We start from the raw sequence: 14,201 nt of genomic DNA on the forward strand, positions 1-14,201 counted from the left end.
CCGCCGACTAGGCTCCGCCGCATGGACGCACTCTCCGGACTGCTCGACGGACCGCGTGCCCGCGGCGCCTTTCTGCTGCGGATGGTGATGGAACCGCCGTGGTCGGTACGGATCGAGGACCGCGCGCCCATCTGCCTGATGTCGACGACGCGGGGCGAGGCGTGGGTCGTGCCCGACTCCGGGCCGCCGGTCCTGGCCCGCCCCGGTGACATCGTCGTGGCGCGCGGCCCCGACCCGTACACCGTCGCCCACGCGCCCGACGCCGAGCCGTCCGCCAGGATCGGCCCGGGCGGGGTGTGCACCACCCTGCGCGGCGAGCCGCTGGCCCAGTCGATGGAGCTGGGCGTACGGACCTGGGGCAACGCCGCCGACGGCTCGGCCACCATGCTCGTCGGCACGTATCTGATGGAGGGCGAGATCAGCGGGCGGCTGCTCGACGCGCTGCCGCCGCTGCTGGTGCTCACCGCCGAGGAGTGGAACTGCTCGGTGATGCCCCTGCTCGACGAGGAGATCTCCCGCGACGAGCCGGGCCAGAGCGTCGTCCTGGACCGGCTGCTCGACCTGCTGCTGATCGCGGTGCTGCGGGCCTGGTTCAACCGGCCGGGAGCCCATGCGCCCGCCTGGTACCGGGCGATGGGCGACCCGGTGGTGGGGCCCGCGCTGCGGCTGCTCCAGAACGAGCCCGCGCACCCGTGGACGGTGGCCGCGCTCGCCGCGCGGTGCGGGGTCTCCCGGGCCGGTCTGGCCCGGCGCTTCGGTGAGCTGGTGGGGGAGCCGCCGATGGCCTACCTCACGGGCTGGCGGCTGGCGCTCGCGGCGGATCTCCTGCGCGAGAGCGACGCGACGGTCGAGGCGATCGCGCGGCAGGTGGGGTACGGGGGCGCGTTCGCGCTGAGCGCCGCGTTCAAACGGGTGCGGGGTGTCAGCCCGCAGGAGCACCGGACGAATTGCCGAAACAGCAAAGGAATTCCCGCGACGGCCGAGACCGGGGGCAGGGTGGAGCCATGAGCGACTCGCGCGGCCACGACGGCCGGAACAGCCATGACGACAAACAACGGAGCGCCCCCGGAGGCGGCCAGGGCCACGGCAGCGGCCATACCCATGGTCATGGCCACGGGCACGGCCACGGACCCGGCGACGGCTGGGCGGACTTCGACTGGGAGACGCTGCTCCCGCTCCTGGTGGGCGAGGCCGAACTGTTCTCGGGCGCCTACCGGGAGGCCGCGGCCTGGATCGCCGGGCAGCGCTCCGGCGGCCCCGAGGTGCGCCGGATCCTCGACATCGGCAGCGGTCCCGGTGTGGTGACATGTCTGCTCGCGGAGGCGTTCCCGGGGGCGGAGGTCGTCGCCGTCGACGGCAACCGGGCGCTCCTCGGCCACGCGCGGGCCCGCGCGGAACGCCTGGGCCTCGGTGACCGCGTCCGTACCGTGGAGACGGAACTCCCGGACGGCTTGGGTGAGTTGGGCGAGGCCGACCTCGTCTGGGCGGGCAACTCGCTGCACCACCTGGGCGACCAGCGGGCCGCGCTCGCCGGGTTCGCACGGCTGCTGCGGCCGGGCGGCACGGTGGCCCTCGCGGAGGGCGGCCTGCCCACGCGCCGGCTGCCCCGCGACATCGGCATGGGGCGGCCCGGCCTGGAGGCCAGGATCGACGTGCTGGTGGACGAGCGGTTCGCGAGGATGCGGGCGGAGCTGCCGGACGCCAAGGAGGAGACCGAGGACTGGGCGGCGCTGCTCACGTCCGTGGGGCTGGTGTCCCCGGCCGGCCGCAGCTTCCTCGTCGACTTCCCGGCGCCGCTGGACCCGGCGGTGCGTGAACAGGTGGCGTACGCCTTCGCCAGGACCGCGGAGACGGTGGGGGACCAGCTGTCGCCGGAGGACGCGGCGGTGCTGGCGCGTCTGACGGACCCGGAGGACGAGGCGGGCCTGGCGCACCGCCCGGATGTGTTCCTGCTGACGGCGAGGTCGATCCACACGGCGCGCCGGGCGGGCTGAGCCTCCCGCACCGAGCCTCCCGCACAGCACGGTGTCCGCCGCCGGGGACAGGCACGGTCCCGGGCGGCGGACATGGTCAGGTCATGAGCCGGTACGGCCCCGGCGCGCGCTCAGTTGAAGTCGAACTCGTCCGGGTCCGGCCCCAGCCGCTTGCCCTCGTCGAGAGCGGCGATCGCCGCGATGTCCTCCGCGTCGAGCTCGAAGCCGAACACGTCGAAGTTCTCCGCGATGCGCGAGGGCGTCACCGACTTCGGGATGGCGATGGTGCCGAGCTGGACGTGCCAGCGCAGCACGATCTGCGCCGGGGTCTTCCCGTACTTCTGCGCGATCGCCACGATCGTCGGGACCTCCAGGAGGCCCTTGCCCTGGCCCAGCGGCGACCAGGCCTCGGTCGCGATGCCGTGCTCGGTGTGGAAGGCGCGCAGCTCGGCCTGGGCGAGCTGCGGGTGCAGCTCCACCTGGTTGACGGCAGGGGTCACGCCCGTCTCGTCGATGATCCGACGCAGGTGCGGCTGCTGGAAGTTGGAGACGCCGATCGCCTTGGCGCGGCCACTGCCGGCGAGCTCCGCGAACGCCTTCCAGATCGCCACGTAGTCGTCGCGCACCGCACGCGGCCAGTGGATCAGATACAGGTCGACGTAGTCGAGGCCCAGCTTCGACAGGGAGGCGTCGAACTCGCGCAGGACACCGTCGCGCGTCCACTTCTCGTTCGCGCTGTTCCACAGCTTGGTGGTGACGAAGAGCTCCTCGCGGGCCACTCCGGAGGCCGCGATCGCCTTGCCGGTGCCCACTTCGTTCTCGTAGACCGCGGCCGTGTCGATCGACCGGTACCCGGTCTCGATCGCGGTCTCGACCGCCTGCGCGGCCTCGTCGTCCGGCACCTGCCAGACACCGAACCCGAGCTGGGGCATCTCGACGCCGTTGTTGAGGGTGATGGAGGGGACCTTGCTCACGAGCGGTCGATCCTTACGTCGTCGGTTGGTACTCATGACGTCAACGAGCGACCTGATCGAACCATTCCCCGCTCCGTCGATGTCCCGAATTCTGTGCTACAGATCCGACCTTCTCGGTTAAGACCATTGACCGAGCCCTCATGAGGCGCGACTCTATGGCAGACCGCTGAACGCAGTTCACGTGTATGAACTATGCATGCGTCATCACCCCGCATATGCCGCACAGGGTTCACAGCTGAGCCTCACCCCCCACGAAGAGACGGAAAGGCAGGCCTGCCCTTCATGAACGAGTCGAAGGAAACGAAGGAAACATCGGAGGAAACGTCGGTCTGGGTGACTCCGGACTACGCGATCGTCGAGACCGCCATGGAAGTCACCGCCTACGCCCTCGCCGACCGGTAGGCCCACCGCCATGCTGCTGCAGGTGCTGGGCACCGCGGCGGGCGGCGGACTGCCCCAGTGGAACTGCGCGTGTCCCGGCTGCGCCGGGGCGCGCGCCCACCCCGGACGACGCCGCCGCCACGCGTCCCTGGCCGTCCGGGTGGCCGATCACCGCTGGTACGTCGTCAACGCGGGCCCCGACCTCACCGACGCCGTCGAGGCCGTGCCCGCCCTGCGGCCGGGGCCGGGGCAGCGGGAGACACCCGTCGCCGGTGTCGTCCTCACCGACGCCGAACTCGACCACACCCTCGGCATCGCCCGCCTGCGCGAGGCCCGCGCCGGAGTCGAGCTGTGGACGACCCCACCCGTACGCCAAGCCCTGACCAGCGGACTGCGCCTGGACGAGATCCTGCGCCCCTATATACCTCTGAACTGGCGGAAGTTGGAGGACGAGCCGCACCTCCTCGGTGACGCCGTCGAGATCAGCGCCCTCCCCCTCTCGGCCAAACGACCCCGCTACGCCACGGACCTGCCTCCTCTGTCACCGCCGTCGGCCGAGGGCCCCGCTGACGAGGACCTCAGCTGGGTCGTCGCCCTGTGCCTGCGCGAACCCGCCACCGGGGCCCGCGCCGTATACGTCCCCGCCCTCGCCGCCTGGCCCGACGCCCTCCGGAAGGCCGTCGAGGAGGCGGACTGTGTGCTGATCGACGGCACGTTCTGGGACGACGACGAGCCCGTACGCACCGGAATCTCGTCCCGCACCGCCACCGCCATGGGCCACCTGCCCATCGACGGGCCCGACGGCACCGCGCGCCGGCTCTCCGGGGTGCGCGCCCGGTGCCTCTACACCCATCTGAACAACACCAACCCCCTCATGGACCCCGGCGCCCCCGAGCACGCGCGCCTCGCCGCGCTGGGGCTCGAAGTCGCCGCCGAGCGGATGGTGATCGAGATATGAGCCCCGACGCGACCGCGACCGGCCAAGTGCCCTGGAGCGAGGACGAGTTGGAGGACCGGCTCCGTGCCCTCGCCGCCACGCGCTACCACGACCGGCACCCTTTCAACGTACGGATGCACAAAGGCGAGTTGGGCCCCGCCGAACTGCGGCGCTGGATCGCCAACCGCTTCCACTACCAGCGGCACATCCCCGTCAAGGACGCCCACATCCTCGCGAAGTTCGACACACCGGGGCTACGGCGGACGTGGCTTCGGCGCATCCAGGACCACGACGGGTCGCGGGACGGCGAGGGCGGCATCGAGCGCTGGCTGCGGCTCGGCGAGGCCGCCGGGATCGAACGGGAACGGCTGGACTCGGGGGCGGACGTGCTGCCGGGCGTACGGCTCGCGGTCGACGGATACGTCAACTTCTGCCGACTGCGGCCCCTGCTCGACGCCGTCGCCGCCTCGCTCACCGAGCTGTCCGCGCCCGGCCTGATGCGTACCCGGATCGAGGCGTTCGAGCGGCACTACCCGTGGATCGAAGCCGATGGCCTCACCTACTTCCGTACCCGGATCGGCCAGGGCGGGCGCGACGGCGGTGAGGCGCTCGCCCTCGTCAGGGCCTGGGCACGCACCCGGGAACAGCAGGAACGGGCCGTCGCCGCCCTCGCCTTCAAGTGCGATGTCCTGTGGTCGCTGCTCGACGCGGTGGAGCGCGGCGGGGCCGGGGGATACGGAGCAGGGGGATACGGAGCAGCGGGTGTGGCCGGGGGTGCGCCTTGAGGCCCACTGCCGGCGCGGCCACCGCCGTCTGGCGGCCGGTGCTCTCCTGCTCCGTGCTGCTGCGCCGCGACCGGGTGCGCGGCTGCGACCTGCTCGTGCTGCCCGAACGTGTCGTCGTGCTGCGCGGCCCCGCCGGACACATCGTCCGGCTGTGCGACGGCCACCGCGACGTCGGGGACATCGTCGACGAGCTGGGCGCGCGCTTCCCCGGCGCCCCGGTGGCCGACGAGGTGCCGCCGTTCCTCGGGCGGCTGCGGGACGAAGGGTGGTTGCGGTGACGACCGAACCGGAGACGACCCTCGCCGCCCGGACGACGCCCCCACCCGGGACGGCCGTCGGGCCCTCGCAGGCCGCCGATCCGCCGCCGACCGCCGATCGGTCGGCGGGCGCCGACCCGCCGCCGACCGCCGACCCGCCCTGGGCACTGCTCGCCGAGCTCACCCACGGCTGCCCGCTGCACTGCGCGTACTGCTCGAACCCCGTGGAGCTGGTCCGCCGCAGCCGCGAGCTGGACACCGACGGCTGGCGCCAGGTCATGCGCCAGGCCGGGGAGCTGGGGGTCGTGCACACCCATCTCTCCGGCGGCGAACCGCTGCTGCGCCGCGATCTGCCCGCGATCGTCGCCGCCGCCGACGCGGCCGGGATCTACACCCAGCTCGTCACCAGCGGGATCGGTCTGGACGCCGAACGGCTGCGCGGTCTGGTCGACGCCGGGCTGCGGGCCATGCAACTGTCCGTGCAGCACGCCGAGGCATCCGCGTCCGAACGCATCGCGGGCCGTCGCGGCTCCTTCGCCGCCAAGGAGCGCGCCGCCGCCCTGGTGCGGGCGGCCGGGCTGCCCCTGGGGTTGAACGTCGTGCTGCACCGCGGCAATCTGGACGCCCTCGACGCCATCGTCGAGCTCGGACTCGCCTGGGGCGTCGACCGCGTCGAGCTGGCCAACGCCCAGTTCTACGGGTGGGGCCTGCTCAACCGCGAGCAACTCCTGCCCGACCACGGCCAGGTCGGGCGGGCCCGGGCGGCGGTGGACCGCTGGAGGGAGCGGCTCGCCGGACGAACCGAGCTCGTCTGGGTCGTTCCCGACTACTACGACGGCACCGCCAAGCCCTGTATGGGCGGTTGGGGCGCGGTCTCGCTCACCGTGGCACCCGATGGCACCGTGCTGCCCTGCCCGGCCGCTGCGTCCCTGCCCGGCCTCGACCCGCCCAGCGTCCGGGACCGGCCGCTGGAGTGGATCTGGCGCGCGTCCCCGGCGTTCAACGCCTACCGGGGGACCGCCTGGATGCCCGACCCCTGCCGCGGCTGCGAGCTGCGGACCACCGATTTCGGCGGCTGCCGCTGTCAGGCGTACGCGCTGACCGGCGATCCGGCCAGGACCGACCCGGCCTGCCACCGCGCCCCCGACCACCACCTCGTCGAGGCGTTCACGACCCGGAGCGCCACCGCCGCGCTGCCGCGCCCCGCGCCCGTACCCCGTTCGTTCCGGTCCTCCCCCCAGCCGTCCCCATGAGGTGACCATGACGACCACCCGCGCCCCCCACTCCACGTCACACCCCACTCCCCGAGCCGCTCGCCGGCGCCCCCGCTGCGCTCCCCGCCTGCTCACGGCCGCCCTGGCCGCCGCGCTCACGGCGGGCGGCCTGACCGCCACCGCGCCCGCCACCGCCGCCCCGCACCGACCGGCCTCTGCCTCGGGCACCCGCTCCGACGCCCGTTCCGTGGACTGGTCGGTCGCCATGACGAAGTCGACCATGGCCCGCTACACCCCCGCGTCGATCGGTGGCTGGTCCTATCCGGTCGGGCTGTACCTCTTCGGCCAGTACCAGGTCTACCGGCGCACCCACGACCCCGAGCTGCTGGCGTACATCAGGAGTTACGTCGACCGTTTCGTGGACGGCTCGGGCGGAATCGGGCAGAGCTTCAACAGCCTCGACAGCATGCAGACGGGCCGTCTGCTCGTGATCCTCCACCACGAGATCGGGCAGGACCGCTACCGGATCGCCGCCAAGAAGATCCGCGACCGTCTCAACACCTATCCGCGCACCGCCGACGGCGGCTTCTGGCACGCCGACACCAGCAGCCGCGCCCATCAGCTGTGGGCGGACGGGGTGTACATGGTCGACCCGTTCCTCGTCGAGTACGGCAAGGAGTTCGGCGACTCCGCATCCGCCGACGACGAGGCCGCCGCACAACTGGCGGTCTACGGACGGCATCTGCAGGTCGCCGGAGGACTGCTCAAGCACGCGTACGACGAGTCGCGCAGCGCGGTCTGGGCCGACAGGTCCACCGGGCTCGCCCCCGAACCCTGGTGCCGCGCCATCGGCTGGTACTCGATGGCGAGCGTCGGCGTCCTGGACGCGCTGCCCGTCACGCACCCCCGGCGGGCCGAGCTCCTCACGTATCTGCGCCGCCTCGCGGGCGCTCTGGAGCGCTATCAGGACCCCCGGAGCGGTCGCTGGTTCCAGGTCGTCGACCAGGGCGCCAGGCCGGACGACTGGACCGAGACGTCCTGCTCCAGCATGTTCACCTACGCGCTGGACCGTGCGGTCCGGCAGGGGTACATCGACCCGCGCTACGAAGCCGTCGCCCAGCGCGGCCACCGGGGCGTCCTCGCCCGGATCTCGCTCGGCGCGGACGGCCGCACCGAGCTCACCGACATCTCCGTCGGAACCAACGTCGGCGACTACGCCTACTACGTCGCCCGCACCCGGGCCACCAACGACTTCCACGGCCTCGGCGCCTTCCTGATCATGAATGAGCAACTGGGGGCGGACCGATGACGAACACCGGCACGAACAGAGGCGGCGGCGCCCTCGCCCGCGTCCTGCTCGTCCTCGCGCTCGCGCTCGGCGCGCTCTCCTTCCAAGGACCCGCACGGGCCGACCTCCAGAACCCGCGCCAGGACTTCCTGCGCGCCTCCACCTCGGGGCTCTTCCTGCACTGGGGCGAGCGGACCGCGCCCGCGCACACCAGCTGTTCGGGCTGGGAGGCGGACGTCACCCGTGGTGGCTGGACGCCCGACTACTGGGTGAGGGAGGCCCAGAAGCTGCACGCCCAGTACCTGGTCCTGGCCACCTTCCACAGCCGCCTCGGCTACGCGCGGCCCTGGCCCTCGAAGATCCCCGGCAGCTGCTCGACCGAGCGGGACTTCCTGGGCGAGCTGATCGCGGCGGCCAAGGCAAAGGGCCTGAAGACCATCCTCTACATGACCGACGACCCCCAGTGGCACAACGAGGGCGGCCATGAGTGGCTGGACTCCGCCGGCTACTCCTCGTACAAGGGAAGCGCCGTCGACCTGACCACCCGCGACGGGTTCGGGCAGTTCAGCTACGACAACTTCTTCGAGGTCATGGACCGCTACCCCGACCTCGGCGGCTTCTGGATCGACAACGACAACGCCTACTGGGAGAGCCATCACCTCTACACCCAGATCCAGCAGAGACGCCCCTCCTTCACGCTCAGCAACAACAACGAAGACACGCCGGTCATGGATATGATCAGCAACGAGCAGAAGACCGGGATGAGCCCCGCCTACGACTATCCGCAGGCGCTCTACACGGCCCAGCCCCGCCTCACCGAGGCCGACTTCAAACTGCCGTCCACCGGCGCCTGGTGGTACGACGGAACGAATCCGGGCGTCGACAAGCGGCTCACGCTGGGACGGCTCATCACCAACGCCGGATCGTCGGTGAAAGCCCTCATGGCGGAAACGGCCCAGGTGAACGGGGAGTTCCCGTCGAACCAGGCTTCCTTCAACGATTTCGCCGACGGCTATCTGAACCCCATCTGGGAGTCGCTGCACGGCGTCGAGGGCGGCGGATACCTGTACGGCGGGCTCAAGCCCGGCTTCTGGAACGACGGTGCCCACGGCGTCACCACCGTCGGCAGGGCCGATCCCGACCGTCAGTACATCCATGTCCTCACCCCTCCCAGCACCCCCACGCTCCAACTGCGCGACAACGGCTACCGGGTGACCGGGGTGACCAACCTCCGTACGGGCGCCGCCATCGCCCACAGCCAGTCCGGTGGCACGCTCACGCTCAGCGGTCTGGGCGGCTGGGACCCGTACGACACCGTCTTCAAGGTCACCACGGCCGGCCGGACCGGGATCATTCCCGCCTCGGGCTACACCCTGACCGCCGGCGCCGCGGCGAGCGGGCACCCCGCGTCGGCCGCCGCCGACGGGAGTTGTCTGACGTACTGGGACAACGCTGGGACGCTTCCCGTCCGGCTCGACTACGACCTCGGCACGGCCAGGAAGGTGCGGTACCTGGGCGTGAACCAGCGTGAGGACTCCGTGAGTTACGCCCGCTCGGACACCGAGCAGTCGGCGCGTATCAAGGGCTACAAGGTGTACGTCAGCGCGGACGGGAGCCACTGGGGGAGTCCGGTGAGATCCGGCACGCTCCCCAGCGCCCGGGGCGTGGCGTTCGTCGACCTCCCGGCGACCACCACCCGCCATGTCCGGCTCGAAGTCACCAGCACCTACGCCGCCGCCTCGGACACCGCCCGCTACAAGCGCCTGCGGATCGACGAGTCCTGGCTCGGCTCGGCGTACCCCGCGTCCACCGCACCGGGCCGCCCCGACCGGGGCTGATCCCGGGCGCTCTCCCGCCAAACCACCCCAAGGCGCCCTGCTCGCAGGGCAGTTGGGGCGGTCCGGGCCATTGACATCAGGCCCTTCAGGCACTGCTCTATGCAGTGTTGGTTAGGAAGCTTTCCTAACTCTCCCCCCTCGGAAGGAACCCCCCATGCACGCTGCCGCTCCCCGACGCCGCGCCGCCGCGGTCGCCGCCGGCCTCGGCTGTCTCGTCCTGCCCCTGGTCGCCTCCGGATCCAGGGCCGTCGCCTCCCCGCCGCTCGCCGCGGGCACCATGGCCGCCGCCCCCTACGAGTACTTGGGCTGGGGCAACCCGCAGAAGCCCACCGACGTCATGGCCGCCACCGGCGTCAAGTGGTTCACCCTCGCGTTCGCGCTCTCCGACGGCGGCTGCAACCCCAAGTGGGACGGCACACGGGCGCTGACCGGCGGCTCGGACCAGTCCGCCATCAACGCCATCCGGGGCGCGGGCGGTGACGTCGTCGTCTCCGTCGGCGGCTGGAGCGGCAACAAGCTCGGCGAGAAGTGCTCCAGCGCCTCCGCGCTGGCCGGCGCCTACCAGAAGGTGATCAACGCGTACCACCTGAAGGCGCTGGACATCGACATCGAGAACACCGAGTTCTCCAACGCGACGGTCCGCAAGCGGGTCGTCGACGCACTCAAGATCGTCAAGAACGCCAACCCCGGCATCGTCACCTACGTGACCATGGGGACCACGCCCGGCGGCCCGGACGCCAACGGCAAGGACCTCATCAAGAAGGGCGCCGCGGCCGGGCTCGCCAACGACGGCTGGGTGATCATGCCGTTCGACTTCGGCGGCCACAGCGGCTCCATGGGCTCCGCGACCGTGAGCGCCCTCGAAGGGCTGAAGGCCGCGGTGAAGAGCGCGTACGGCTACGGCGACGACACCGCCTACCGCCACATCGGGGTGTCCTCCATGAACGGCAGGACCGACGAGGCGGGCGAGACCGTCACCACCGGCGACTTCCAGACCATCCTCGGCTACGCCCGGCAGCACCACATCGCGCGGTTCTCCTTCTGGTCGGTCAACCGCGACCGGCAGTGCGGCTCGGGCGGCGGCAGCGGGGACTCGTGCAGCGGGGTCTCCCAGGCGCCCTACGCCTTCACCAGGATCGTCGTCCAGTACACGGGCTGAGGGAGCCGAGATGACCATGCAGCAGACCGTCCGGCGCCGCCTCCCGGTGGCAGGCGCCCTCGCCGGTGTCGCGGCCCTCCTGACCGGCGCGCTCACCACCCCCCAGCCCGCAGCCGCGGCCGACGCGGGCCCGGCCGTCCCCTTCGGCAGCCACCGGTTCCCCTACGCGGCGGGCACGCTGAAGCCCAGCGGCGCGCAGTCGGCGCTCGACCAGCAGGTCGTCGCCACCTACCGGGCGTGGAAGGCCGCCTTCGTGAAACAGAACTGCGGCAACGGCTGGTACCAGGTGCTCTCGCCGGACGCCGACCACCCCTATGTGGCCGAGGGACAGGGGTACGGGATGGTCGTCACCGCCCTGATGGCGGGGGCGGACACCGACGCGAAGAAGATCTTCGACGGACTCGTCAAATACACCCTGGCCCACCCCTCGGTGAACAACTCCGGGCTGCTCGCCGCCGAGCAGGACTCCTCCTGCAAAAGCGTCGACGGCTCCGACTCGGCCACCGACGGCGACCTCGACGTGGCGTACGGACTGCTGCTCGCCGACCGGCAGTGGGGGAGCGGTGGCACCTACGACTACAGGGCGCTGGCGGTGAAGCACATCGCCGCCATCAAGAAGAGCGAGGTCAACCCCACCACCCACCTCATGCTGCTCGGTGACTGGTCCGACTCCGGCGAGTCCCACCACTGGATCACCCGCTCCTCGGACTGGATGACCGATCACTTCCGCGCCTTCCGGGCCGCCACCGGCGACAGCGCCTGGGACACGATCCGCGGCGCGCACCAGAAGCTGATCACCTCCCAGCAGTCGAAGTACGCCGACTCCACAGGGCTGCTGGCCGACTTCGTCATCGGTACCGACAAGACGCCCAAGCCCGCGTCGGGCAAGGTTTTGGAGAGCTCCCACGACGGCGACTTCGGCTGGAACGCCTGCCGCGACCCGTGGCGGATCGGCGCGGACGCGGTGACCAGCGGCGACGCCGCCTCGCTCGCCTCCGCGCGCAAGCTCAACAGCTGGATCAGGGCCAAGACCGGCGGCGACCCGGACAAGATCGGCACCGGCTACCGTCTCAACGGCTCGGCGTTCGAGAACGGCCACGACATGGCGTTCACCGCGCCCTTCGCCGTCACGGCGCTCACCGACCCCGGCTCGCAGGCCTGGCTCGACGCGCTGTGGGACAAGCTCGCCGGCGCAAAGGTGGACCCCAAGCTCTACTACGGAGCCAGCGTCCAGCTCCAGTCCATGATCGTCGCGTCCGGCAACTACTGGGTGCCGTAATGAGGGTGAAGGGACAGCAGATGCGATTCGCTCCACCCCCACGGCCCGTGCGCGGCCTCACGAGGAAGACGGCCGCCGGCGCCGTGCTGCTGCTCTGTGCGGCGCTGGTGCAGGCGGTGCCCCCCTCGGCCTCCGCCGCCCCCGCCCGTTACGAGGCGGAGAAGGCCGCCTACTCGGCCGGCTCCACCGTCGACAGCAACCACTCCGGCTACTCCGGCACCGGGTTCGTCAACTCCGGCAACGCGGTGGGCGCGTATGTGGAGTTCACGGTCGACGCCCCCGCCGCCGGCAACGCCACGCTCGGTGTGCGCTACGCCAACGGCACCACCGCCGACCGCCCCGCCGACGTCCAGGTCAACGGCGCCACCGTCGCCGCCGCCCGCGCCTTCGGGCCCACCGCCGACTGGGACACCTGGACCACCTCCACCCTCTCCGCGCCGGTGCGGGCGGGCGCCAACAAGGTCCGGCTCAGCGCCACCACCGCGGCGGGCCTCGCCAACCTCGACTACCTCGACGTCCAGGCCTCCGGCGGCGACGGCCAGGCACCCACCGCACCCGGCGCGCCCACCTGTTCGGCCGTCACGGAGGACTCGCTCACCCTGAGCTGGGGCGCCTCCAGCGACAACGTGGGTGTGTCGATGTACGACGTCTACGAACACGGCAACAAGATCGACGAGGTGGCGGGCAACCTCACCTCCGACACCCTCACGGGCCTGAGCCCCAACACCCCCTACAACCTGACGGTGTTCGCCCGGGACGCGGCCCAGAACGTCTCCCCGGCCAGCGCCGCCGCCGACTGCACCACCCGCCCCAGCACCGACACCTCCCCGCCGACCACCCCCGGCACCCTCACCGCGTCCCGTGTCACCGCCGACAGCGCTGACCTGAAGTGGGGCGCCTCCAGCGACGACAAGGGGGTCACCGCCTACGAGGTGCGCAGCGGCGCCGGCGTCTACAAGACCGTCACCGGCACACCCCCTGCCACCGCCGTCACCGTGACCGGGCTCGCCTGCGACAGCCCGTACACCCTGACCGTGGTCGCCAGGGACGCCGGCGGCAACACCTCGCCACCGGGCAACGCGGTCACCTTCACCACGGGCGCCTGCCGCAGCGACGGCGGTGTGCCGTCCTCCATCGGCACGCTCTCCAGCGGCTGGACCATCCCGTGGGGCACCTTCTGGCTGCCGGACGGATCCGGCGCCCTGGTCACCGAGCGGGACAGCTTCAAGGTCTTCACATTGACCCCGAACGGCACGAAGACGCAGGTCGGAACCGTACCCAACGCGGTCACCACCGACGGTGAGGGCGGTCTGATGGGTGTCGCGGTGGACCCGAAGTGGGCCACCAACCACCGCGTCTACTTCATGCACAGCGCCGCCGAGGGCAACCGGGTGGTGCGTATGACGTACGACGGCGGTTCGCTCGGTGAGTACACCGTCCTACTCAAGGGGATCAAGAAGAGCAAGTACCACAACGGCGGGCGGCTCGCCTTCGGCCCGGACGGGTATCTGTACGCCTCGACCGGCGAGGCCCAGAGCCCCGACCTCGCCCAGGACAAGGCCTCCCTCAACGGCAAGATCCTGCGGATGACCACCGACGGCAAACCGGCCCCCGGCAACCCGTTCGGCACCTACGTCTACAGCTACGGCCACCGCAACCCGCAGGGCCTGGCCTTCGACCGGAGCGGCCGGCTGTGGGAGGCCGAGTTCGGCAACAGCTCCAAGGACGAGCTCAACCTCATCAAGCCGGGCGGCAACTACGGCTGGCCGGTGTGCGAGGGCCCCTGCTCCACGGCCGGAATGACCAACCCGAAGGCGTCGTGGCCCGTCGCGCAGGCCTCGCCCAGCGGGATCGCCATCGTCCGCAACGTCATCTACATGGCGGCGCTCAAGGGCGAACGGCTCTGGCGCGTCCCGATCAACGGTGACACGGAGACGGTGGGCACACCGACCGCGTACTACGTGGGCTCCTACGGCCGGCTGCGCACGGTCACCAAGGTGCCGGGGGAGGACGCGCTGTGGCTGTCGACCACCAACTGCGACAACAACGGCCACGCGCCCGCGGGCTCGGACAAGGTCTTCAAGGCGCAGATCAAGTGAGCCGGAGGGGAGGAGCC

13 protein-coding genes are annotated in these 14,201 nt (G+C 71.5%); 12 read left to right on the forward strand and 1 reads right to left on the reverse strand.

Going from position 1 to position 14,201, the window contains the following annotated elements:
- The first annotated feature begins 21 nt into the window (after positions 1 to 21).
- Both ACZ5ID_RS08835 and ACZ5ID_RS08840 read left to right on the forward strand, forming a co-directional pair.
- On the forward strand, positions 22 to 1,008 hold the full coding sequence (locus ACZ5ID_RS08835; protein ID WP_468894831.1) for an AraC family transcriptional regulator: 987 nt from the start codon (positions 22 to 24) through the stop codon (positions 1,006 to 1,008).
- Positions 1,005 to 1,994, forward strand: a complete 990-nt coding sequence (locus ACZ5ID_RS08840) for a class I SAM-dependent methyltransferase (protein ID WP_468894833.1) — start codon at positions 1,005 to 1,007, stop codon at positions 1,992 to 1,994. The genes ACZ5ID_RS08835 and ACZ5ID_RS08840 overlap by 4 nt, the downstream gene beginning before the upstream one ends.
- Before the next feature lie 110 nt (positions 1,995 to 2,104).
- Here the strand turns inward: ACZ5ID_RS08840 and ACZ5ID_RS08845 are convergent, their stop codons facing one another.
- The gene (locus ACZ5ID_RS08845; RefSeq protein WP_468894835.1) at positions 2,105 to 2,947 is read right to left on the reverse strand and encodes an aldo/keto reductase; all 843 of its coding nucleotides are present in this window, start codon (positions 2,945 to 2,947) and stop codon (positions 2,105 to 2,107) included.
- A 282-nt stretch (positions 2,948 to 3,229) separates the two neighbouring features.
- Here ACZ5ID_RS08845 and pqqA point away from each other — a divergent pair, with 282 nt between their 5' ends.
- The 10 genes from pqqA (at position 3,230) to ACZ5ID_RS08895 (ending at position 14,184) form a co-directional block, all read left to right on the forward strand.
- A complete protein-coding gene (gene pqqA / locus ACZ5ID_RS08850) occupies positions 3,230 to 3,349 on the forward strand; it encodes a pyrroloquinoline quinone precursor peptide PqqA (RefSeq protein ID WP_468894837.1) in 120 nt (39 codons plus the stop codon).
- Between the two features lie 10 nt (positions 3,350 to 3,359).
- A complete protein-coding gene (gene pqqB, locus ACZ5ID_RS08855) occupies positions 3,360 to 4,286 on the forward strand; it encodes a pyrroloquinoline quinone biosynthesis protein PqqB (RefSeq protein WP_468894839.1) in 927 nt (308 codons plus the stop codon).
- Positions 4,283 to 5,050, forward strand: coding sequence for a pyrroloquinoline-quinone synthase PqqC (pqqC, locus tag ACZ5ID_RS08860; protein WP_468894841.1), 768 nt, complete (start codon positions 4,283 to 4,285; stop codon positions 5,048 to 5,050). The genes pqqB and pqqC overlap by 4 nt, the downstream gene beginning before the upstream one ends.
- Positions 5,047 to 5,328: a pyrroloquinoline quinone biosynthesis peptide chaperone PqqD gene (gene pqqD, locus ACZ5ID_RS08865; RefSeq protein ID WP_468894843.1), complete on the forward strand. Its 282-nt coding sequence runs from the start codon at positions 5,047 to 5,049 to the stop codon at positions 5,326 to 5,328. Before pqqC ends, pqqD begins: the two co-directional genes overlap by 4 nt.
- A 146-nt stretch (positions 5,329 to 5,474) precedes the next feature.
- Entirely contained in the window at positions 5,475 to 6,560 is a 1,086-nt protein-coding gene (gene pqqE / locus ACZ5ID_RS08870) for a pyrroloquinoline quinone biosynthesis protein PqqE (protein WP_468895089.1), read from the forward strand.
- A gap of 7 nt (positions 6,561 to 6,567) precedes the next feature.
- Positions 6,568 to 7,830: a glycoside hydrolase family 88/105 protein gene (locus ACZ5ID_RS08875; RefSeq protein ID WP_468894845.1), complete on the forward strand. Its 1,263-nt coding sequence runs from the start codon at positions 6,568 to 6,570 to the stop codon at positions 7,828 to 7,830.
- Entirely contained in the window at positions 7,827 to 9,647 is a 1,821-nt protein-coding gene (locus tag ACZ5ID_RS08880) for a discoidin domain-containing protein (protein WP_468894847.1), read from the forward strand. Before ACZ5ID_RS08875 ends, ACZ5ID_RS08880 begins: the two co-directional genes overlap by 4 nt.
- A 154-nt stretch (positions 9,648 to 9,801) precedes the next feature.
- Positions 9,802 to 10,806 (forward strand): chitinase, encoded by a 1,005-nt coding sequence (locus tag ACZ5ID_RS08885; RefSeq protein ID WP_468894849.1) that lies wholly within the window; start codon positions 9,802 to 9,804, stop codon positions 10,804 to 10,806.
- Positions 10,807 to 10,816: 10 nt separating this feature from the next.
- Positions 10,817 to 12,085: a glycosyl hydrolase family 8 gene (locus tag ACZ5ID_RS08890; protein ID WP_468894851.1), complete on the forward strand. Its 1,269-nt coding sequence runs from the start codon at positions 10,817 to 10,819 to the stop codon at positions 12,083 to 12,085.
- A 20-nt stretch (positions 12,086 to 12,105) separates the two neighbouring features.
- Positions 12,106 to 14,184 carry a PQQ-dependent sugar dehydrogenase gene (locus ACZ5ID_RS08895; RefSeq protein ID WP_468894853.1) on the forward strand — a complete coding sequence of 693 codons (2,079 nt, stop codon included), beginning with the start codon at positions 12,106 to 12,108 and terminating at the stop codon, positions 14,182 to 14,184.
- Positions 14,185 to 14,201 lie beyond the last annotated feature (17 nt).

Source organism: Streptomyces sp. NPDC031670, assembly GCF_055580545.1.

Bases quoted from the DNA above. Each gene is read 5' to 3' on its own strand.
- ACZ5ID_RS08835 (WP_468894831.1), top strand. From the start codon at position 22: ATGGACGCACTCTCCGGACTGCTCGACGGACCGCGTGCCCGCGGCGCC.
- ACZ5ID_RS08840 (WP_468894833.1), top strand. From the start codon at position 1,005: ATGAGCGACTCGCGCGGCCACGACGGCCGGAACAGCCATGACGACAAA.
- pqqA (WP_468894837.1), top strand. From the start codon at position 3,230: ATGAACGAGTCGAAGGAAACGAAGGAAACATCGGAGGAAACGTCGGTC.
- pqqB (WP_468894839.1), top strand. From the start codon at position 3,360: ATGCTGCTGCAGGTGCTGGGCACCGCGGCGGGCGGCGGACTGCCCCAG.
- pqqC (WP_468894841.1), top strand. From the start codon at position 4,283: ATGAGCCCCGACGCGACCGCGACCGGCCAAGTGCCCTGGAGCGAGGAC.
- ACZ5ID_RS08875 (WP_468894845.1), top strand. From the start codon at position 6,568: ATGACGACCACCCGCGCCCCCCACTCCACGTCACACCCCACTCCCCGA.
- ACZ5ID_RS08880 (WP_468894847.1), top strand. From the start codon at position 7,827: ATGACGAACACCGGCACGAACAGAGGCGGCGGCGCCCTCGCCCGCGTC.
- ACZ5ID_RS08885 (WP_468894849.1), top strand. From the start codon at position 9,802: ATGCACGCTGCCGCTCCCCGACGCCGCGCCGCCGCGGTCGCCGCCGGC.
- ACZ5ID_RS08890 (WP_468894851.1), top strand. From the start codon at position 10,817: ATGACCATGCAGCAGACCGTCCGGCGCCGCCTCCCGGTGGCAGGCGCC.
- ACZ5ID_RS08895 (WP_468894853.1), top strand. From the start codon at position 12,106: ATGCGATTCGCTCCACCCCCACGGCCCGTGCGCGGCCTCACGAGGAAG.